Source organism: Priestia sp. YIM B13489, from assembly GCF_042787645.1.
Lineage (GTDB): Bacteria > Bacillota > Bacilli > Bacillales > Bacillaceae_H > Priestia > Priestia megaterium.
In genome coordinates this window covers 151,267-168,787 of record NZ_JBHZOQ010000053.1, presented here as the reverse complement: position 1 = coordinate 168,787, position 17,521 = coordinate 151,267, and the positions used below count along the sequence as shown (strand labels likewise).

The 17,521-nt window shown below is 38.8% G+C and carries 23 protein-coding genes; 17 read left to right on the top strand and 6 right to left on the bottom strand.

Annotated features, from left to right (window positions below; translation table 11 throughout):
• The first annotated feature begins 107 nt into the window (after positions 1 to 107).
• The 12 genes from ACFX4W_RS06830 (at position 108) to ACFX4W_RS06775 (ending at position 6,232) form a co-directional block, all read left to right on the top strand.
• Positions 108 to 425, top strand: a complete 318-nt coding sequence (locus tag ACFX4W_RS06830) for a hypothetical protein (protein ID WP_025750968.1) — start codon at positions 108 to 110, stop codon at positions 423 to 425.
• A 332-nt stretch (positions 426 to 757) separates the two neighbouring features.
• A complete protein-coding gene (locus ACFX4W_RS06825) occupies positions 758 to 1,123 on the top strand; it encodes a hypothetical protein (protein ID WP_057234884.1) in 366 nt (121 codons plus the stop codon).
• Positions 1,113 to 1,373 carry a metal-sensitive transcriptional regulator gene (locus ACFX4W_RS06820; protein WP_028409367.1) on the top strand — a complete coding sequence of 87 codons (261 nt, stop codon included), beginning with the start codon at positions 1,113 to 1,115 and terminating at the stop codon, positions 1,371 to 1,373. Before ACFX4W_RS06825 ends, ACFX4W_RS06820 begins: the two co-directional genes overlap by 11 nt.
• An 85-nt stretch (positions 1,374 to 1,458) precedes the next feature.
• Positions 1,459 to 1,686 carry a sulfurtransferase TusA family protein gene (locus ACFX4W_RS06815; protein ID WP_237074349.1) on the top strand — a complete coding sequence of 76 codons (228 nt, stop codon included), beginning with the start codon at positions 1,459 to 1,461 and terminating at the stop codon, positions 1,684 to 1,686.
• Positions 1,687 to 1,733: 47 nt separating this feature from the next.
• On the top strand, positions 1,734 to 2,216 hold the full coding sequence (locus ACFX4W_RS06810) for a DsrE/DsrF/DrsH-like family protein (RefSeq protein ID WP_013058040.1): 483 nt from the start codon (positions 1,734 to 1,736) through the stop codon (positions 2,214 to 2,216).
• A gap of 28 nt (positions 2,217 to 2,244) precedes the next feature.
• On the top strand, positions 2,245 to 2,601 hold the full coding sequence (locus tag ACFX4W_RS06805; RefSeq protein ID WP_237074350.1) for a rhodanese-like domain-containing protein: 357 nt from the start codon (positions 2,245 to 2,247) through the stop codon (positions 2,599 to 2,601).
• 22 nt (positions 2,602 to 2,623) lie between these two features.
• Positions 2,624 to 2,920, top strand: coding sequence for a rhodanese-like domain-containing protein (locus ACFX4W_RS06800; protein ID WP_043981327.1), 297 nt, complete (start codon positions 2,624 to 2,626; stop codon positions 2,918 to 2,920).
• Between the two features lie 55 nt (positions 2,921 to 2,975).
• Positions 2,976 to 3,527, top strand: coding sequence for a sulfurtransferase TusA family protein (locus ACFX4W_RS06795; RefSeq protein ID WP_043981328.1), 552 nt, complete (start codon positions 2,976 to 2,978; stop codon positions 3,525 to 3,527).
• A 25-nt stretch (positions 3,528 to 3,552) separates the two neighbouring features.
• Complete coding sequence (locus ACFX4W_RS06790; protein WP_043981329.1) at positions 3,553 to 3,948, top strand: DsrE/DsrF/DrsH-like family protein; 396 nt, start codon at positions 3,553 to 3,555, stop codon at positions 3,946 to 3,948.
• A gap of 49 nt (positions 3,949 to 3,997) precedes the next feature.
• Positions 3,998 to 5,125, top strand: a complete 1,128-nt coding sequence (locus ACFX4W_RS06785; RefSeq protein ID WP_280560006.1) for an MBL fold metallo-hydrolase — start codon at positions 3,998 to 4,000, stop codon at positions 5,123 to 5,125.
• A 35-nt stretch (positions 5,126 to 5,160) separates the two neighbouring features.
• The gene (locus ACFX4W_RS06780) at positions 5,161 to 5,385 is read left to right on the top strand and encodes a sulfurtransferase TusA family protein (protein WP_013058035.1); all 225 of its coding nucleotides are present in this window, start codon (positions 5,161 to 5,163) and stop codon (positions 5,383 to 5,385) included.
• 70 nt (positions 5,386 to 5,455) lie between these two features.
• Entirely contained in the window at positions 5,456 to 6,232 is a 777-nt protein-coding gene (locus ACFX4W_RS06775; RefSeq protein ID WP_043981331.1) for a sulfite exporter TauE/SafE family protein, read from the top strand.
• A 38-nt stretch (positions 6,233 to 6,270) separates the two neighbouring features.
• On the opposite strand, the gene ACFX4W_RS06770 is transcribed toward ACFX4W_RS06775, so the two are convergent.
• A complete protein-coding gene (locus ACFX4W_RS06770; protein ID WP_165592324.1) occupies positions 6,271 to 6,447 on the bottom strand; it encodes a hypothetical protein in 177 nt (58 codons plus the stop codon).
• A 439-nt stretch (positions 6,448 to 6,886) separates the two neighbouring features.
• Here ACFX4W_RS06770 and ACFX4W_RS06765 point away from each other — a divergent pair, with 439 nt between their 5' ends.
• The 3 genes from ACFX4W_RS06765 (at position 6,887) to ACFX4W_RS06755 (ending at position 9,419) form a co-directional block, all read left to right on the top strand.
• The gene (locus ACFX4W_RS06765; protein ID WP_043981332.1) at positions 6,887 to 8,089 is read left to right on the top strand and encodes an aminotransferase-like domain-containing protein; all 1,203 of its coding nucleotides are present in this window, start codon (positions 6,887 to 6,889) and stop codon (positions 8,087 to 8,089) included.
• A gap of 5 nt (positions 8,090 to 8,094) precedes the next feature.
• Complete coding sequence (locus tag ACFX4W_RS06760; RefSeq protein WP_280560005.1) at positions 8,095 to 8,697, top strand: dienelactone hydrolase family protein; 603 nt, start codon at positions 8,095 to 8,097, stop codon at positions 8,695 to 8,697.
• 107 nt (positions 8,698 to 8,804) lie between these two features.
• The gene (locus tag ACFX4W_RS06755) at positions 8,805 to 9,419 is read left to right on the top strand and encodes a GNAT family N-acetyltransferase (RefSeq protein ID WP_043981334.1); all 615 of its coding nucleotides are present in this window, start codon (positions 8,805 to 8,807) and stop codon (positions 9,417 to 9,419) included.
• Between the two features lie 49 nt (positions 9,420 to 9,468).
• Here ACFX4W_RS06755 and ACFX4W_RS06750 read toward each other — a convergent pair whose 3' ends face one another.
• The 4 genes from ACFX4W_RS06750 to ACFX4W_RS06735 form a co-directional block, all read right to left on the bottom strand.
• Positions 9,469 to 11,412, bottom strand: a complete 1,944-nt coding sequence (locus ACFX4W_RS06750) for an ABC transporter permease (RefSeq protein ID WP_280560004.1) — start codon at positions 11,410 to 11,412, stop codon at positions 9,469 to 9,471.
• On the bottom strand, positions 11,402 to 12,163 hold the full coding sequence (locus ACFX4W_RS06745) for an ABC transporter ATP-binding protein (protein WP_043981336.1): 762 nt from the start codon (positions 12,161 to 12,163) through the stop codon (positions 11,402 to 11,404). Before ACFX4W_RS06745 ends, ACFX4W_RS06750 begins: the two co-directional genes overlap by 11 nt.
• Before the next feature lie 100 nt (positions 12,164 to 12,263).
• Complete coding sequence (locus ACFX4W_RS06740; RefSeq protein WP_043981337.1) at positions 12,264 to 13,268, bottom strand: sensor histidine kinase; 1,005 nt, start codon at positions 13,266 to 13,268, stop codon at positions 12,264 to 12,266.
• On the bottom strand, positions 13,261 to 13,953 hold the full coding sequence (locus tag ACFX4W_RS06735) for a response regulator transcription factor (RefSeq protein WP_043981636.1): 693 nt from the start codon (positions 13,951 to 13,953) through the stop codon (positions 13,261 to 13,263). The genes ACFX4W_RS06740 and ACFX4W_RS06735 overlap by 8 nt, the downstream gene beginning before the upstream one ends.
• Before the next feature lie 386 nt (positions 13,954 to 14,339).
• Here ACFX4W_RS06735 and ACFX4W_RS06730 point away from each other — a divergent pair, with 386 nt between their 5' ends.
• Positions 14,340 to 15,692, top strand: coding sequence for an LLM class flavin-dependent oxidoreductase (locus ACFX4W_RS06730; protein ID WP_280560003.1), 1,353 nt, complete (start codon positions 14,340 to 14,342; stop codon positions 15,690 to 15,692).
• On the top strand, positions 15,670 to 16,854 hold the full coding sequence (locus ACFX4W_RS06725) for a M20 family metallopeptidase (protein ID WP_280560002.1): 1,185 nt from the start codon (positions 15,670 to 15,672) through the stop codon (positions 16,852 to 16,854). Before ACFX4W_RS06730 ends, ACFX4W_RS06725 begins: the two co-directional genes overlap by 23 nt.
• A gap of 189 nt (positions 16,855 to 17,043) precedes the next feature.
• Here ACFX4W_RS06725 and ACFX4W_RS06720 read toward each other — a convergent pair whose 3' ends face one another.
• Positions 17,044 to 17,295 (bottom strand): hypothetical protein, encoded by a 252-nt coding sequence (locus tag ACFX4W_RS06720; RefSeq protein ID WP_280560001.1) that lies wholly within the window; start codon positions 17,293 to 17,295, stop codon positions 17,044 to 17,046.
• Between the last annotated feature and the right edge of the window lie 226 nt (positions 17,296 to 17,521).

The following is a 17,521-nucleotide window of genomic DNA, read 5'->3' as shown; positions in this document are numbered from 1 at the left end:
TACGTAATTTAATTCATAATTAATCAAACGCCTATATTTTAAAATAGATAAGCTCTAAATTCTAAAAAGAACATATGATGTGGCAAAGGAAAAGGAGTTGACGAAATATGCATCAAGGACAGCAACATTATATTCCATGGGAACAATGGCATCATCAGCATCCTCAAGGCACGTGGAATCAATGGCATCAGCAACATCCTCATGTACCGTGGGAGCAGTGGCATAAACAGTATCCGCACGGCACATGGAATCAATGGCATCAACAACATCCATACACACCTTGGAATCAGTGGCATCATCAGTATCCGCACGGTACGTGGAATCAATGGCATCAGCAAAATCCATATGTGCCATGGAATCAGTGGCACCAGCAGCATCCACACAGTTCGTGGAATCAATGGCATAATATTTATCATCAAAGCTAATCAGCTTTTTACCATAAAAGGTCCGGTTCTCCTTGGGAACTGGATCTTTTGTGTGTAGACGTGAATGATGCAGTAAGCTTGATTTTCAGCGCTGTATACGAGCGACGATGATGAAAAATATGTTTGGTCAATAGGGTAGGGGGTACATATATAAAGCGAGTTAAAGACCAACATTCATAATGCCTAAGCTGTATAAAATGGACTAGTTCGAGGTAAAGCAACTATGTAAATGAGCAAAATTAAATATAATTTTCTCGCTTGACAATATACCTGTAGGGGTATAATATAGAGCGTGTAAACAACATTAATTCAATAGCAAGGCGGTGATTGTTATGCTCTATATAGCAGTGTTGTTGCTTGCTATTTTATTTATTGCATACAGACGTTATTATCCCGTTAAAGGAATACAGTGCATACGTGAATCTGAAGCAAAAGAACTTGGGCGAACGGTTGTAGATATTCGTCATTACCATGAAGTTCGCGATTCTATTGGTATAGTTATTCCGTATGCGTATCTAAAACGCTTTTATTCAGAAATTCCACAGGGCAGTGTTCATCTGATTGCCGGAGATAGAGTGGAGTTAAATTTGGGCGTAAGGTTCTTACGAAAAAAAGGTTTTGAAGTACGCAGCTATGAGTTAGCAGCATGTAAGTGTAAAAGTAAAGGAAAGAAAGGGGTATTTGATTATGGAGTATAACCAACAGGTGAAAAATCGCCTGCGCCGAATTGAAGGGCAGCTAAAAGGCGTGCTTAGCATGATGGAGCAAGGAAAAGACTGCCGAGACGTCGTGACTCAATTATCTGCTGCAAGAAGTGCCATTGATCGCACAATGGGAGTTATTGTGAGCAGCAATCTTGAACAGTGCGTCAGAGAAAGCCTGGAGCAAGGAGAGCCAACGGAAGGTTTAGTGAAAGAAGCTGTACAGCTGTTAGTGAAAAGTCGTTAATCATTGTCACCTTGTTGACGAATATCATTATTTAGTATAATATACCCTTACAGGTATACGTATATAAAAAGGAGAGAGAAATACGATGAAAATTGATCATGTCTTAGATGCAAAAGGATTAGCTTGTCCAATGCCAATCGTAAAAACAAAAAAAGCAATGGATACTTTAACAACAGGCCAAGTATTAGAAGTGCAAACGACAGATAAAGGTGCTAAAAGTGATTTAACAGCGTGGGCAAAATCAACAGGACACGAACTTATTGATTTTAAAGAAGAAGGCAGTACATTTATCTTTTACATTCAAAAAGCCTAATTTTTTTTAAAAACAAATATACCCCATAGGGTAGTAGGAGGAACAACATGACTGAACAAAAGAAACGAACAACAATTGTATTATTTAGCGGTGATTATGACAAAGCGATGGCAGCTTATATTATTGCCAACGGAGCGGCTGCTTATGACCATGAAGTGACGATATTCCATACGTTTTGGGGATTGAATGCGCTTCGTAAAGAAGAAATGGTGCCGGTGAAAAAAGGATTTTTAGAAAAGATGTTTGGCAAAATGATGCCGCGCGGTGCGGATAAAATGGGCTTATCTAAAATGAACTTTGCAGGTATGGGACCTAAAATGATTAAAAACGTAATGAAAAAGCATAATGCTCTAACGCTGCCGCAGCTTATCGAAATGGCACAAGAACAAGATGTGAAGCTAGTGGCTTGTACGATGACGATGGATCTTCTAGGATTACAGGAAAAAGAACTGCTAGATAATATTGAATATGCGGGCGTAGCGGCGTATTTAGCCGACGCAGAAGACGGAAACGTAAACTTATTCATCTAAAAGATAACTCAATGAAGCGAGGGTTAATATGATTATCAATGCGCTTATTATCGTCTTTCTTTTGTGGTTTTTGTATCAGCGTTTTGCACCAGTAAAAGGAATACAGCAAATATCGACGATGGAATTAAAAGCAGAGTTAAAAAATAAACATAAACAGTTTATCGATGTGCGAACACCGCATGAATTTCGGACTGAACACATTAAAGGATTTCGAAACATTCCTTTACCAGAACTGCCTGCGCAAACAGGCCAGCTTTCAAAAGACAGAGAAGTAGTCGTTATTTGTCAAAGCGGAATGAGAAGTATGAAAGCAAGTAAGCTTTTGAAAAAGCAAGGTTTTACATCTATCACCAACATTAAAGGCGGCATGAATACGTGGAGATAAATCAAGAAGGAGGAGACGTAGCGTGAAGACAATAGCGGCACAAGAAGTAGAACAATTAGTAAAAAAACAAGAACAAATTCACATTTTAGATGTGCGTGAAGTAGAGGAAGTAAAAATAGGTAAAATTCCAAACGCGTTAAATATCCCGCTTCCTTTATTAGAATTCCGTATGCATGAGTTAGACAAAACAAACCACTACATTGTTGTCTGTCGTTCTGGAGGCAGAAGCGGAATGGCAGCTCGTTTTCTTGAGCAGCAAGGCTACAATGTAACGAATATGACAGGCGGAATGATGGAATGGAAAGGGGAAACGGTCTAATTTTTTTAGATAAAAATATACCCCTACTAGTATTTAAACCAAGGAGGAAAAAGAAATGATGCAAGCAAACTTCGTATTAGATGCAAAAGGGTTAGCATGCCCAATGCCAATCGTAAGAACAAAGAAGAAAATGAATGAATTAGAAGCAGGTCAAGTACTAGAAATTCAAGCAACGGATAAAGGCTCTACGGCTGACTTACAAGCGTGGGCAAAAAGCACAGGTCATGAGTATTTAGGTACCGAGGCAGCAGGTGACGTTCTTCACCACTTTCTTCGTAAAGGCGGCGCTGAAGAAAACGTAACGCCAATTCCTGAAATTTCATTAGAAGAATTTGCGAAAAAAGTAGAGAATGATGAACATCTTCATATTTTAGACGTTCGTGAAGTAGAAGAATACGATGAAGCTCATATTCCAGGCGTAGTTCATATTCCGCTTGGTGAAGTAGAAAAACGTTCGAATGAGCTAAATAAAGAGAATAAAATTTACATTATTTGCCACTCTGGAAGACGAAGTGAAATGGCAGGGCAAACGATGAAAAAGCAAGGGTTTAAAAACTTAATTAATGTGGTTCCTGGTATGCGTGACTGGACAGGTAAAACAGAGTAAATAACCAAATAAAGGAGGAACTAAATTGAGTTCAAAAGTAGCAATTATCGCAGCAAACGGTGGATTATTTGATGCATATAAAGTATTTAACATTGCCACTGCGGCGGCAGCAAGCGATCAAGAAGTATCGATTTTCTTTACATTTGAAGGGTTAAATCTTATTCATAGAGAGGGACATAAACAATTAACTATGCCTGCAGGGAAAGAGCATTTCGCTGAAGGTTTTCAAAAAGCAAATGTCCCGTCTATTCCGGAGCTTGTTGAAATGGCGCAAGAAATGGGTGTTAAATTCATTGGCTGTCAAATGACAATGGATGTAATGGGATTAACAAAAGAAGATTTTGTAGACGGTATTGAAGTAGGCGGAGCTGTTACGTTTTTAGATTTCGCCAAAGATGCAAATGTGTCATTAACCTTTTAATTTTAACGAATGACTATAACTGAAAAAATACTATAGGAGGTATTTTAATATGACAGTACATGTACTTACTGCAAAAGAAGTTACATCTAAAATTATCAATAAAGAAGCGTTATTTATCTTGGACGTTCGTAACGAAAGTGATTTTAGCGATTGGAAAATCGAAGGTCATCAATTTCAGCATTTAAATGTTCCATACTTCGATCTTTTAGACGGAGTAGAAGAAATCTTAGAAAAAATCCCTTCTGATAAAGAAGTATTAGTTGTCTGCGCCAAAGAAGGTTCATCCGTGATGGTAGCTGACATGCTTTCAGAAGAGGGGCTTACCGTATCGTACCTTAAAGGCGGTATGAAAGCGTGGAGTGAATATTTAGAGCCTGTTAAAGTCGGAGATTTAAAAGATGGCGGAGAGATCTATCAGTTTGTTCGTATCGGTAAAGGATGTTTATCTTATATGATCGTATCAAACGGTGAAGCGGCTATTATTGATGCGACGCGTATGGCGGATGTGTATATTAACTTTGCCAAAGAACTTGGTGTCACTGTTAAGCATGTGTTTGATACGCACCTTCATGCAGATCACATTTCAGGAGGAAGAGTTATTGCTGAAGCAACAAATGCAGCGTACTGGCTGCCTCCAAAAGATGCAGAAGAAGTGATTTTTGACTACAAGGCGTTAGAAGAAGGCAGTGATGTCGTGATTGGTAACACAATGATTACGATTCAGCCTCTTTATTCACCGGGTCATACGATTGGATCAACTTCTTTTATCGTAGACGATCAATACTTACTTTCAGGTGATATTTTGTTCATCGATTCAATTGGACGTCCTGATTTAGCTGGTATGGCTGAAGACTGGGTAGGCGATCTTCGCGAGACGCTTTATAAACGCTATAAAGCATTATCAGATGAGTTAATCGTATTGCCAGCTCATTTTATGATTATTGATGAGCTAAATGATAACGGCAGCGTAGCTGAAAAGTTAGGTACTTTGTTTGCGAAAAATCATGGATTAAACATCAAAGACGAAGCAGAGTTCAGAAACTTAGTAACAGATAATTTACCGCCGCAGCCAAATGCATATCAAGAAATCCGTGAAACCAATATGGGGAAAGTAAGTCCAGATGAAGAAAAACAGCGTGAAATGGAAATTGGACCAAACCGCTGTGCGATTCGCTAAGTAAAAAGTTCAGCTTAAACAAAGGAGAGAGAGAAATGGAATCAACTAAAGTACTAGATGCAAAAGGGCTGGCATGTCCAATGCCGATTGTTAAAACAAAAAAAGCAATGAATGAACTTGAAGCAGGTCAAGTGTTAGAAATTCATGCAACGGATAAAGGGGCAAAAAACGATCTTGCAGCCTGGGCAAAATCTGGCGGTCACGAGCTTCTTCATACAGAAGAAGGCGACGTTTTTAAGTTTTGGATTAAAAAAGGATAAGAAATAATGGACGAAAAGGGTATCTCTTGTAAAAGGTACCCTTTCCTTATATGAAACGGAGCGACTATAGATGGATCTTACATTTATCATCACGCTTTTTCTTATTGGATTTATTGGGTCGTTTATTTCCGGTATGGTCGGTATTGGCGGGTCTGTTATTAATTATCCGATGCTGTTATATATTCCTCCATTAGTAGGAGTAGGAGCATTAACGGCTCATCAAGTCTCAGGTGCAGGAGCTGTTCAAGTGTTCTTTGCGACAATAGGCGGCGTATGGGCGTATCGAAAAAGCGGATTTTTAAACAAATCATTAATTTTATATATGGGCAGCAATATTCTAATCGGAAGCATGCTTGGAAGCTACAGCTCACATTATATGAATGAACAAGGATTAAATGTTGTATATGGAGTTTTAGCTCTTATTGCGGTTATTATGATGTTTATTCCAAAGAAAAATTTAGATGAGATAAAAGAAGGCGAACTTCAATTCAATAAAGGGTTAGCTTCTATTTTATCACTGCTTATCGGAGCCGTAGCAGGCGTGTTAGGAGCAGGAGGAGCCTTTATTTTAGTTCCTGTGATGCTCGTGGTGCTTAAAATTCCAACTCGAATTACCATCGCAACTTCACTAGCCGTTACCTTTATTTCTTCCATTGGTTCGACGGTTGGCAAGCTGATAACGCATCAAATCCCATTTATACCTGCACTTATTTTAGTGGCGGCAAGCCTGATTGCCTCTCCAATCGGTGCAAAAGCGGGGCAGAAAATGAATACAAAAGTGCTTCAGTGGATCCTTGCCGGTTTAATCTTAACAACGGCAATTAAGATTTGGTGGGGGCTGCTATAAAAAAGCTAAAGCTATGGGTTCCCATAGCTTTAGCTTTTTTATAGCACTTCATCACTTTCCACAAACGTTTCAAGCGCAGGATGAAATTCTTTTTGATAGTGGTTCGACGGACATACTTTTACAACAGTAGAGCGAAGCGCATTGGATTTTGATGTATTTAACACTTGCTTGCATTTAGGACATCGTTCATTAAACAGCAAATGAAGCCATTTCACTTTTCATCACTCCTGTACTAAAACCTTTAAATCTTATCGAGTTAATAAGGATTATAAAGGGTTTTGCACGGTAGGTCAATGAAAAGGGAAGGGATCTTACAAAATAATTTACTAAGATAAATATATTTGCATAAAAAATTAAGAATTTATAGAATTTATTGTTTATTTATTTGATTTTTATGTTATCCTTTTTAACATACATTAAATACAAGGCCATAATTATCGTACGACCTTTGATTTGTATTACAAATAGTGAATGAGAAAAATATGTACCGAAAGGAGAACGTAACATCAAGAAGAAATGAAGAGTCAGAGAGCAAGCAGATGCTGGTTGTCTATTAAAAAGGTATCTTTAAAGGCTTCTGTTTCTATTTTTCTGACTATTCGAATAATTAACTCGTTATTAAAAGTTTAAAATCTAGAAAAGGAATGATCATCAATGAAAGATAAATTTGCCCAACGAGCTAGTCTTGTAAAATCCTCTGAAACGCGTGAAATCTTAAAAGTAACGGAACGACCAGAAGTCATTTCGTTTGCAGGAGGACTTCCAGCACCGGAGCTATTTCCCGTTGAAGCAATGAACGATGCGTGCCGCGCCGTATTAAATGAAGACGGAGCCGCTTCGCTTCAATATAGTACAACAGAGGGGTATATCCCTTTACGAGAAGCAATTTCTAAACGAATGCAGGACATCGGCATTGAGTCCACGGTTTCGAACATTTTAATTACGTCCGGATCTCAGCAGGCAATCGATCTGACCGGAAGACTGTTTCTTAATGACGGAGACGTGGTAATCTGTGAAAGCCCAACGTACCTAGCAGCCATTAACGTATTTAAATCCTACAATGCGACGTTTGTAGAAGTAGACATGGACGAAGACGGAATGATTATGGAAGAGCTAGAGAAAAAGCTTCAGGAAAATCCACAGGCTAAATTTATTTATACGATTCCTGATTTTCAAAATCCTACAGGGCGCACCTTAACGCGAGAAAGACGTCAGCGAATGATCGAACTTGCGAACGCATACGACGTGCTGATTGTAGAAGATAATCCGTACGGAGGAGTCCGATTTGCAGGAGAAGCGCTGCCCCCGGTTAAGCATTTTGATACAGAAAACAGAGTGATTTACATCAGCACATTCTCTAAAATTTTTGCGCCAGGTCTTCGAATCGGCTGGGTATGTGCAGACGAAGCTTTCATTGATAAGTACGTAGCGTTTAAGCAAGTGGCTGACTTGCATACGGACAGCTTTGCTCAGCGCGTAACGGCTAAGTACATGGAGCTTTATGATATCGAAGAGCACATTCAAAAAATTAAAGCCGTATACAAAGAGCGATGTACCCAAATGCTATCGTGCATCGAAGAATTTTTCCCTGAGAATTTGTCTTACAGTAAGCCAGAAGGCGGATTGTTTATTTGGGTGGAACTGCCCCAAGGAATCGATTCAGCACATATCTTTTCAGAATGTCTAAAAAATAACGTAGCCTGTGTGCCTGGAACGCCATTCTTTCCAAACGGCACAAGAAACAATGCGCTGCGCTTGAATTATTCTAATATGTCTGCTGAACAAATCGTTGAAGGCATGAAGCGCATGGGAGACGTATTGCATCGTGAATTGACAAGGGAAACGACTGTTTTATAAAAGTAATGGAAAAATCAAATAAAGCGATTTTATTAATTCATGAAATATACGGTGTGAATGATCATATGAAGTGGATGAAAGAGAAATTGTCTAAGTTAGAGGCAGATATTATCTGTCCTAACTTATTATCTAAAGACGCTCCTTATAGCTATGAAGAAGAAGGAATGGCTTATCAAAACTTTGTTCAAAACATTGGTATTGATGAGGGTTCAAGACAAATTACTAACATGTTAATTCAACTAAAACAAGAATATGAAGAAGTAGGAGTTATAGGCTTCAGTGTAGGAGCGGCAATGTCGTGGCTATGCAGTGAAAGCAATTTGTGTAACTTTGTGATTGGCTGTTACGGATCACGCATTAGAGATTATGTAAATAGAAGTCCTGTTTGCCCAACTCTTCTTATTTTTCCTGCTGAAGAGCAAACATTTAATGTAGACTCTTTAATAAATTCATTAGAGCAAAAAAGAGAGCCGCTTTTGGAAATCAAAAAGTTTTATGGCGTTCATGGTTTTATGAATCCTTTTTCACAAACCTTTAATAAAGAATCAGCAGACCAAGCCTTGCAAACAATAAGTGATTTTCTCGAAAAACAATTAGCTGATCACTAGCTATGTATTCTGAAAGTGATACCTTACAATAAGCAGAAACTGACTCTTTTTCAGTACATATACATGTATTAACATTTACTTTAAATGTACCGAAAAGGAGCGAGATTATGTTACAGTCAGTTGAGCTTGCAGGAACAGTGGTAAAGCTAGTGCCGCTTGGGAAAATGCATGAGCAAGGACTCTATGAAGCTGCAAAACCGAAAGAAATTTGGGAGCATCTCCCCGTAAAAGTTCATAGTCTAAGTGATATGAAACGGCTGATTGAAAGTGCTTTAAAAGCAAAGCAAGAGGGAAGAGAGCTGCCTTTTGCTGTGTTTGATATAGAGTCACATTCAATTGTAGGAAGCACGAGATTTTTAGATATATCACTTCCCAACAAAAGCGTAGAAATAGGTTGGACGTGGTACCATCCGTCCGTGTGGCGCACCCGGGTTAATACGGAGTGTAAGTATTTATTGTTAAAATACTGTTTTGAAGAGCTGAAGCTTCACCGCGTTCAATTCAAAACGGATGTACGAAACAATAGGTCCAGAGCTGCTATTAAACGGTTAGGGGCTACCCAGGAAGGCATCAGCAGAAAACATATGCTTTTACCTGATGGATACGTACGAGATTCGGTTATCTTCAGTATAATTGACGACGAGTGGCCGTTTGTCAAAAAGCGACTAGAAGGGTTTTTACATGCAGCCAGTCAGGGAAATAAAGAAAATGCCAGCAATTAATGGCATTTAAAGATAAAAAGCACAAGCTCTAGCTTGTGCCTTTTGATCGTTAAAGAGCCTCTTTAATAATTTTTTTATAGTAAAGAACAGATAAAATACCAAAAATAGAGTACAGGGCAGTATAGACAATCATCACGATAATCATAGGCATCCAAAGTTCAGTTCCAAATAAGAACCAGCCGGACTGTACGGCAAAATAGCTGTGAAGCAAGCCTAGAGTTAACGGGATGCCGAAGTTAAAAAGCTGCTTAATCATTATGCCAGTTAGTAAGTCTTTTTCGGTAAAGCCTAATTTTCTAAGAATCGTATAGTTTGGCTTTTCATCTTCACTTTCGTCCATTTGCTTAAAGTAAAGAATGCAGCCTGATGTAATTAGAAATGCCAGTCCTAGAAAAGCAACAATGAACATGATTAGACCCATATTTTGTTTTTGATTCGTTGCCATTTCTATACGCGAGTTATTTAAGCTATTATCGCTAAATTTTATCTCTCCGAAAAGCGCATTTGCTTTTGGTAAGTTATCTTCATTTAATATGTCTATCCCAGTGTAGACAGAAGATTCTTTTTGAATAGAAGGATCCGCATCCTTTTTTAGCTCATTAAATACAGCATCATCTACAATGGCAGCAGGCATACCGCTTGTAAAATAGGTAGATAAGATAAATTTTCGGTTTAAACCTATAAACTTTTGCGGGACGACTTTTTTCTTTCCTTTTAGCTCAATTTGTCCGGAGTCTTTAAATGCCATTGCTTGTTGAAGCATATCATTAGAGCCGGTAAATAAAGTTTCATTTTGAGCTATGGTTACACCACTAACGGATGTTTCACTAACCATCGGAAAAATCATAGCGGACGAATCCACCATCGGGCTTTCCAAATCATTTTCTAAGATGTTTTTTACGTTTGCTTTTACTTGGATGACGTCGATCTTTTTTTCCGTGTAGGCTATTTTCTTTCGATCCAGTGCGGCTTTAAATGAAGCAGCGTCTTTTGAATTATTGATAGCAAAATCGTTAGGTACATAGTCTCCAGCCGACTTTTCAGCAGAGTAATAGGAAATGTAGCTCAAGCATAAAAAACCGATAGCAAGAGCGGATACGGTTGTAATAACCGTTAGTAATAACGCGTTTGATTTCATCCGAAACATAATGGAAGAAAGAGATAATACGTCGTTAATCGTCAAGTAGCCATTTTTGCTTTTTCGCATGAGATTTAATAAAAAGCGAACTGAGCCTTTATAAAACAAATAGGTTCCGATGATAACCGAAGCTAAAATGGATACCATTGCGATAGACAAAGCATTCATGCTTGTAAAAGATCCGTCAAACAATTTAGCAGAAATATAGTAGCCTGAAGCGATAAAAATAATGCCAAGAATTCCAATAATAATTTCAAGTATACTGATTTTTTTTGTTTTGCCTTCTGTCGATGAAGTAACTCGGAATAAAGCCAAAATGGTCTGTCTTTTAATAAAAAGATAATTCATCGTCATAATCAGCAAATAGATAGCGCCGAACACAATCAGCGTTTGAATCAAGGCTTCTTCGGAAAAATGAAGCTTGGCAATGCCTTTTGTATCCGTGATTTTAAACAAAATCATAATGACCGCTTTTGAAAACGAAAAACCGATTAAAATGCCGATAATCAGTGAGGCAAAATACAACATAAAATTTTCAGCCGTCAAAATACGGAAAATTTTTGTTTTGGTCATGCCAATTAGCTGAAATAAGCCAATTTCTTTACTGCGCCGCTTAATAAAAATCGTATTTGCATATAATAGAAAGATAGAAACAATGGCTACAAGTAAAACAGAAGCGGCCCGAACCGCTGCGCCTCCTTTAATCGAACCTTTGGTTGCATCAAGAGCGGGGTCATACTGCAGCGTTACAAAAGCAAAATATAAAGCCGCGCTGAAAATTAGTGCAAAAACGTATAAATAATAATTTTTTACATTCTTTTTGAAGTTGCGGAAAATCAGCTGATTAATGTTCATGTTGAACTCCGCCTAGCACGCCTTGCGTTTTCATAATATCGTCAAAAAAGGCTTTTTGCGTTTGATCGCCTTTGTACAGCTGCGTATAAATTTGTCCGTCTTTTATAAAAATGACTTTGCTGCAATAGCTGGCTGCCACTGGGTCATGCGTTACCATCACAATACTTGCGCTTCTTTTGTCATTAAGCTCGGTCAGTTTGTTTAGCAAATCGCTGGCCGCTTTTGAATCAAGAGCACCTGTGGGTTCATCAGCAAAAATCATGCTTGGCTCATGAATAAAGGCTCTTGCAGCGGAAGTACGCTGTTTTTGTCCCCCGGAAATTTCACTTGGATATTTGTCTTTCAGCTCATAGATGCCGAGCTGTTTGGCAAGCGCATCAAATTTTTTGTGAGCTACTGCTGAAGGAGTTTTTGCAACAGAAAGAGGCAAGAGGATATTTTCTTTTACTGTCAGCGTATCGAGCAAGTTATAGTCTTGAAAAATAAAGCCTAAATGTGTTTTTCGGAAGTTTGCTAACTGCTTTTCTTTCATTCTGCTAATTTCATTTCCTTCGATTTTGATGGTTCCTCCGTTGATTTTGTCAATGGAGGAAAGCACGTTCAGAAGAGTCGTCTTGCCTGATCCTGAAGCGCCCATAATTCCTACAAATTCTCCTTTCATAATCGTAATGTCTACGCCTTTTAATACTTCTTGTCTATTAAATTTATTTCCGTAGCTTTTATGAATATTAGTTGCTTCTAATACGTTCATATGTACTCACTCCTTTGATCTGATACGTTTATTATAAAAAAAGGGCTTTAGCTTTTCCTTTGATTCACCGAACAAATAACGAAAGCATGTGACATTTTTGTCACATGCTTTTCATATCCACAAAATCATTTGATTTAGGAAAGGCAAGTGTAAACGTTGTGCCTTCATTAAGGGCAGACTGCACGCCAATGTGAATAGAAAGAGCGTGCGCAGCTTTTTGAGCGAGATATAAGCCCATGCCTGTAGCGCGGCTGTCTTCATGCTGCGTAGTTGAGGTGAAACCTTTCTCAAAAATGCGCGGCATATCTTGAGGAGAAATGCCCCGTCCGTTATCTTTTACCTCGATGTATACTTGACCGCGGTGCTCGTAGCTTCTAATCATCACATCAGATTCTTCACTGTACTTGACTGCGTTTGTTAACAGCTGCCTCATAATAAACGAAAGCCACTTTGCGTCACACAGTACACGTTCTGCCTGTAGGTCCACATCAAACCCAATATTTTTTTGCATGCACCAAGCTTGCAGTGTCTTGATTTCAGTGAAAATAAGGGACTCTAAATCAAGATGTTCAATATACATATCATTTTCGATAAAGAAAATGCGCTTTTGATGCAGCTGTTGATCAAGCAAAAAGTGAATGCGTAGCCACTCGAACTTCAAGTTTGCTTTAACTTCTCGATTTTCTAAGCGTTCAATTATTAAATGCATCGCAGTTAACGGCGTTTTAATTTCGTGAATCCAAGCTAACAGTTCATCTTTTTCCTGCGTCACGTGCAGCAGAGTTTGCACGCCATCTTTTTTCGCTTGTTCTAATTGTTGCATCAGGTTTCGCTGAACAATCTTTTCAAACGGACGCAGCGGATGAGAAAGAGTAGAAGAATCAAAGAAGTCTTCTTCATCTTTTAGTTTTTGATAAAATTTCGTTTCTTTGTGATAGCGGAAGACGCAGAAAATAAGAAAGATAATCGATGATAAAAACACGATATAGAGAATCGAAGACAGAGGAATGGATTCATCAATATACGCGATAAAAAGCATAAAAAAATGCATGATGAAAAAGAAAAAGATCCAGCTTAAACGCTCGCGAATAAAGAGTTTAATCATAGCGTTCCTCTTCAATGGCTACGTAGCCTTGGCCGACTTTTGTTTCAATAAAAGCTCCAAGTCCAATTTCATCTAATTTTTTTCGCAGGCGATTGACGTTTACCGTCAGCGTATTGTCACTGATAAACCGTTTATCTTCCCACAAACTATTAATCAGTTCATCTCGGCTTACAATCATATTCTTTTTTTGTATTAAACATTTTAAAATAAAGATTTCATTTTTGGTTAAATCGATAGCTGTAGATTCGGTTGATACTTTGTTTTTTTCATAATCAATCGTAGCTCCTTGCCATGAAAGAAGGTTTACTTGTTCAACGCTGTAATTATATACGCGGCGGAGAAGGGCCTGTATTTTTGCTACAAGCACATCAAAATGAAACGGCTTTTGCACAAAGTCGTCGGCTCCGAACTGCATAGACATTACCATATCAGAAGGATGATCACGTGAAGATAGAAAAATGATAGGGATTTTTGAATGAGAACGAATCATTCTGCACCAGTGAAACCCGTCATACTTCGGCAGCTGAATATCCATAATAACTAAATCAGGTTTTACCTCGCTAAACTCCTGCATAACGTTACTGAAATCACGAATGCCGTAAACATCATAAGACCATTGCTCCAACCGTTCTTTCAGTTCGTTAAACAGCGTTACATCATCTTCAATTAAAAGAAGTTTAAACAATAACACGTACCACGCTTTCTGTTTTTATACTTATTTTATAGCAATATCCTTTTATTTACCATATGTGATAGTAGATTCACCGGCGTTCTTTATAAAATGTGAAAGAATAGCTTTCGACGAGCATAGTTTATAAACATATATTGAACTCTAGTGAAAAAAGGAGAGCTGTTATGAAAGCAATGTGCGTAAAATAGGAAATGTAGCTATAGTTTTAAAGAAATAAAAGCACATATTTAAAAAGCTAATTTGACTTACCTGGATAGTAGGTATAACATGCAGATAAGTCAACTAAACATCTATTAAAAACTGATCGACCAGACGACTGGAGATGCTTTGAACAATCAAAGCATCTCTTTTTATTTGTCATAAAAAGGAGGAAGTATACGTTGAGTGAAAAAAGAAAGCTAAAGCTAGGAGCAAATATTAAAGGCCTTGGAAGTACGACGGATGGATGGAGACATTCGGACGCAGAGCCTGATGCAAGCATTAATATTGAGTTTTATAAGAAACAAGCGCGTATATTGGAAAAAGGACTGTTCAGCTTTATCTTTATTGCGGACGGATTAGCCATATCTGAAAAGTCTATTCCTCACTTTTTAAATCGTTTTGAGCCCATTACGCTGCTGTCAGCTCTCGCTGCTTCTACGAGTCACATCGGACTGGTCGGGACGGTTTCAACAAGTTTCAGTGAGCCTTTTACAATCGCTCGTCAGCTGATGTCTCTTGATCATATAAGCGGCGGGAGAGCGGGGTGGAACGTAGTTACTTCTCCGCAAGAAGGGGCAGCGCGCAATCACAGGAGAGGGTATCTTCCTCTTCACAGCGAACGATACGAAATTGCAAAAGAGCATCTCGACGTAGTAAAAGGACTGTGGGATTCATGGGAAGACGATGCTTTTATCTATAAAAAAGAAACCGGTCAGTTTTTTGATCCAAAGAAAATGCATACGCTTGGATTTAAAGGCAAGCATTTTCAAGTTCAAGGGCCGTTAAATATTGCTCGTTCAAAGCAGGGACATCCGGTTGTGTTTCAAGCAGGTTCGTCAGAAAGAGGAAGAGGATTCGGAGCAGAGAATGCCGATGCGATTTATACAAATGCACATACACTAGAAGAAGCGCAGGCATTCTATCAAGATATGAAAAATAGAGCAAGAAATCACGGGAGAAATCCCGAAGAGCTTCTCATTTTTCCAAGTATTGATTTAATTATAGGAGATAGCGAGGAAGATGTAGAAAGAAGATATGGAGAGCTTGCTGCGCTAATTCCAATTGATCACGCCATTACATATTTAGCTCGTTTTTTTGATGACTACGACTTTCAGCAATTTGACCTAGACGCACCGTTTCCAGAGTTAGGGGATATCGGAGCAAATGCCTTTCAAAGTACGACAAATAAAATTAAACAAGCGGCGGCTGCTCGAAAGTTAACGTTAAGACAAGTGGCGCTTGAAACAATTTTGCCGCGTTCGCCGTTTTCAGGAACACCCGAACACGTAGCGGATGAAATGCAAAAATGGCATGAGCAGGAAGCAGCGGATGGATTTGTGCTTCGTCCGTTTATGAGCGATACGTTTCATCAGTTTGTGGAAAAAGTGGTGCCTATTTTACAAGAGCGTGGCCTTTACGACACTTCATATGAAAGCAATACGCTGCGAGGAAATTTGAACCTTTCCGTTCCAGCCAATCGATATAGTCAAACAAAGGAGGAGTATGTGTATGACAGTCAAATTAATCAGTGAATACAGCGTCACAGAAAGCTTGAAAAAGCAGGTAATTGAGTGGAGAAGACATTTTCATTGCTATCCTGAATTATCGTTTCAAGAACACCGAACGTCTCAGTTTGTTGAAGATACGCTTCGTTCGTTTGGAAGCTTTATCATTACTCGTCCTACCCCAACAAGCGTGGTGGCTAGATTAATAGGAAAAGAAGAGGGAAAAGTGGTTGCGATCCGGGCGGATATGGACGCGCTGCCGATTGAAGAAGAAAACACGTTTGCATTTGCCTCGGTTCATAAAGGCGTGATGCATGCATGCGGACATGACGGTCATACGGCTATTTTATTAGGAGTAGCTTCTGTTCTTTCTCAGTTAGGAAATGAATTTAAAGGAGAAATCCGCTTGATTTTTCAACACGCGGAAGAGCTGCTGCCAGGAGGGGCACAGGAGCTTGTTAAAGAAGGCGCGATGGAAGGGGTGGATTACGTAATTGGCACGCATTTGAATTCTGGTCTTCCCATCGGAGAAATCGGCGTGCTTGCAGGTCCTATGATGGCTTCGCCTGACACGTTTAATATATCGATTAAAGGAAAAGGAGGACACGCCGCAGCGCCTCACGAAGCAGTTGATGCTATTGTTGTAGGAGCGCAAATTGTGACGAACCTTCAAACGATTGTTTCAAGAACGACCAATCCAATTGATAAATTAGTCGTATCGGTTACACAATTTCACGGAGGAACTACGCACAATGTACTTCCTGATAAAGTGGAGCTTAACGGTACCGTTCGCAGCTTTGACGCGGCGCTGCGAGAAAAAGTTCCGGCACAAATTGACCGTATGGTAAAAGGACTAACAGAGGCCTACGGTGCAGAGTACACCTTCACATATAAAAAAGGCTATCATCCCGTCATTAATTCTGAAGAAATTACAAGGTTAATTGAAGAAACAGCTATCGAAGAATATGGAGAAGAACGTGTAAAGACGCTGTCTCCTAAAATGGGAGGAGAAGATTTTTCAGCTTATCTGCAGGAAACGGAAGGAGCATTTTTTAACATCGGAGCACGAAATGAAGAACAAGGCATCGTATATCCTCATCATCATCCGAAGTTTACGGTAGATGAAGACTCGCTTGAAATTGGAGTAAAGATGTTTTTGCGCATAACAGAAAAGCTATTGGCTCGTTAAAAAAAGAACAAGAACCAAATAGGTTCTTGTTCTTTTTTATGTATTTTTACTTCGTATCCTTATAATTCGTCGCAAATCCTGCTGCAATTAAACCAATTAGACCCAGCACTCCTACAATAATGGTTATAATCACTATACTCACCTCAGTCGCTCTTACGCTCTTAATAATACGCTTTCATTTGTTTAATTTTACCATGAGTCTTCATATGAAAGAAGCTTTTCTTTTAAAAGCTCTAGCTTTTTAAATTTTTGATCATAGCTTTGCCGTTTTAACATGTCGTTGGTTATTATCAGCGCATCTTCTTTACGCCCCGCATACAAGTAGGCTTCAATGACTTCGTCAAATCCTTCTGAGTAAGGGAATTCTTCATATTTTGCTAGTTTAAATGATGCGTCGTAGTGTTTTGTTGCTTTTTCGTATTGCTTTAGTTTTAAAAGCATACGCCCGTTTGCTAAATGTAAATCTGCTCGTTCTAAATCGGTAAGGGTATGGAGTTCAATCCCTTGGTTGCGTATATCAAGGGCACTTCATAGCGCTTTTTTTCTTCTAGTTCAAACGCTTTCTCATAAAAATGGTCAAACTTCGTTAGCGGTCTTCTTGATTTATAGAACTTGTAAATGCCGTATAGGATCAAAAGCAGTAACCAGAGCAATTTGTTCAACTCTC

What these genes read in the sequence shown, in the direction of transcription:
- ACFX4W_RS06830 (WP_025750968.1), top strand. Translation starts at nt 108, where the DNA reads ATGCATCAAGGACAGCAACATTATATTCCATGGGAACAATGGCATCAT.
- ACFX4W_RS06825 (WP_057234884.1), top strand. Translation starts at nt 758, where the DNA reads ATGCTCTATATAGCAGTGTTGTTGCTTGCTATTTTATTTATTGCATAC.
- ACFX4W_RS06820 (WP_028409367.1), top strand. Translation starts at nt 1,113, where the DNA reads ATGGAGTATAACCAACAGGTGAAAAATCGCCTGCGCCGAATTGAAGGG.
- ACFX4W_RS06815 (WP_237074349.1), top strand. Translation starts at nt 1,459, where the DNA reads ATGAAAATTGATCATGTCTTAGATGCAAAAGGATTAGCTTGTCCAATG.
- ACFX4W_RS06810 (WP_013058040.1), top strand. Translation starts at nt 1,734, where the DNA reads ATGACTGAACAAAAGAAACGAACAACAATTGTATTATTTAGCGGTGAT.
- ACFX4W_RS06805 (WP_237074350.1), top strand. Translation starts at nt 2,245, where the DNA reads ATGATTATCAATGCGCTTATTATCGTCTTTCTTTTGTGGTTTTTGTAT.
- ACFX4W_RS06795 (WP_043981328.1), top strand. Translation starts at nt 2,976, where the DNA reads ATGATGCAAGCAAACTTCGTATTAGATGCAAAAGGGTTAGCATGCCCA.
- ACFX4W_RS06785 (WP_280560006.1), top strand. Translation starts at nt 3,998, where the DNA reads ATGACAGTACATGTACTTACTGCAAAAGAAGTTACATCTAAAATTATC.
- ACFX4W_RS06780 (WP_013058035.1), top strand. Translation starts at nt 5,161, where the DNA reads ATGGAATCAACTAAAGTACTAGATGCAAAAGGGCTGGCATGTCCAATG.
- ACFX4W_RS06775 (WP_043981331.1), top strand. Translation starts at nt 5,456, where the DNA reads ATGGATCTTACATTTATCATCACGCTTTTTCTTATTGGATTTATTGGG.
- ACFX4W_RS06765 (WP_043981332.1), top strand. Translation starts at nt 6,887, where the DNA reads ATGAAAGATAAATTTGCCCAACGAGCTAGTCTTGTAAAATCCTCTGAA.
- ACFX4W_RS06760 (WP_280560005.1), top strand. Translation starts at nt 8,095, where the DNA reads ATGGAAAAATCAAATAAAGCGATTTTATTAATTCATGAAATATACGGT.
- ACFX4W_RS06755 (WP_043981334.1), top strand. Translation starts at nt 8,805, where the DNA reads ATGTTACAGTCAGTTGAGCTTGCAGGAACAGTGGTAAAGCTAGTGCCG.
- ACFX4W_RS06750 (WP_280560004.1), bottom strand. Translation starts at nt 11,412, where the DNA reads ATGAACATTAATCAGCTGATTTTCCGCAACTTCAAAAAGAATGTAAAA.
- ACFX4W_RS06745 (WP_043981336.1), bottom strand. Translation starts at nt 12,163, where the DNA reads ATGAACGTATTAGAAGCAACTAATATTCATAAAAGCTACGGAAATAAA.
- ACFX4W_RS06740 (WP_043981337.1), bottom strand. Translation starts at nt 13,268, where the DNA reads ATGATTAAACTCTTTATTCGCGAGCGTTTAAGCTGGATCTTTTTCTTT.
- ACFX4W_RS06725 (WP_280560002.1), top strand. Translation starts at nt 15,670, where the DNA reads ATGACAGTCAAATTAATCAGTGAATACAGCGTCACAGAAAGCTTGAAA.
- ACFX4W_RS06720 (WP_280560001.1), bottom strand. Translation starts at nt 17,295, where the DNA reads ATGCTTTTAAAACTAAAGCAATACGAAAAAGCAACAAAACACTACGAC.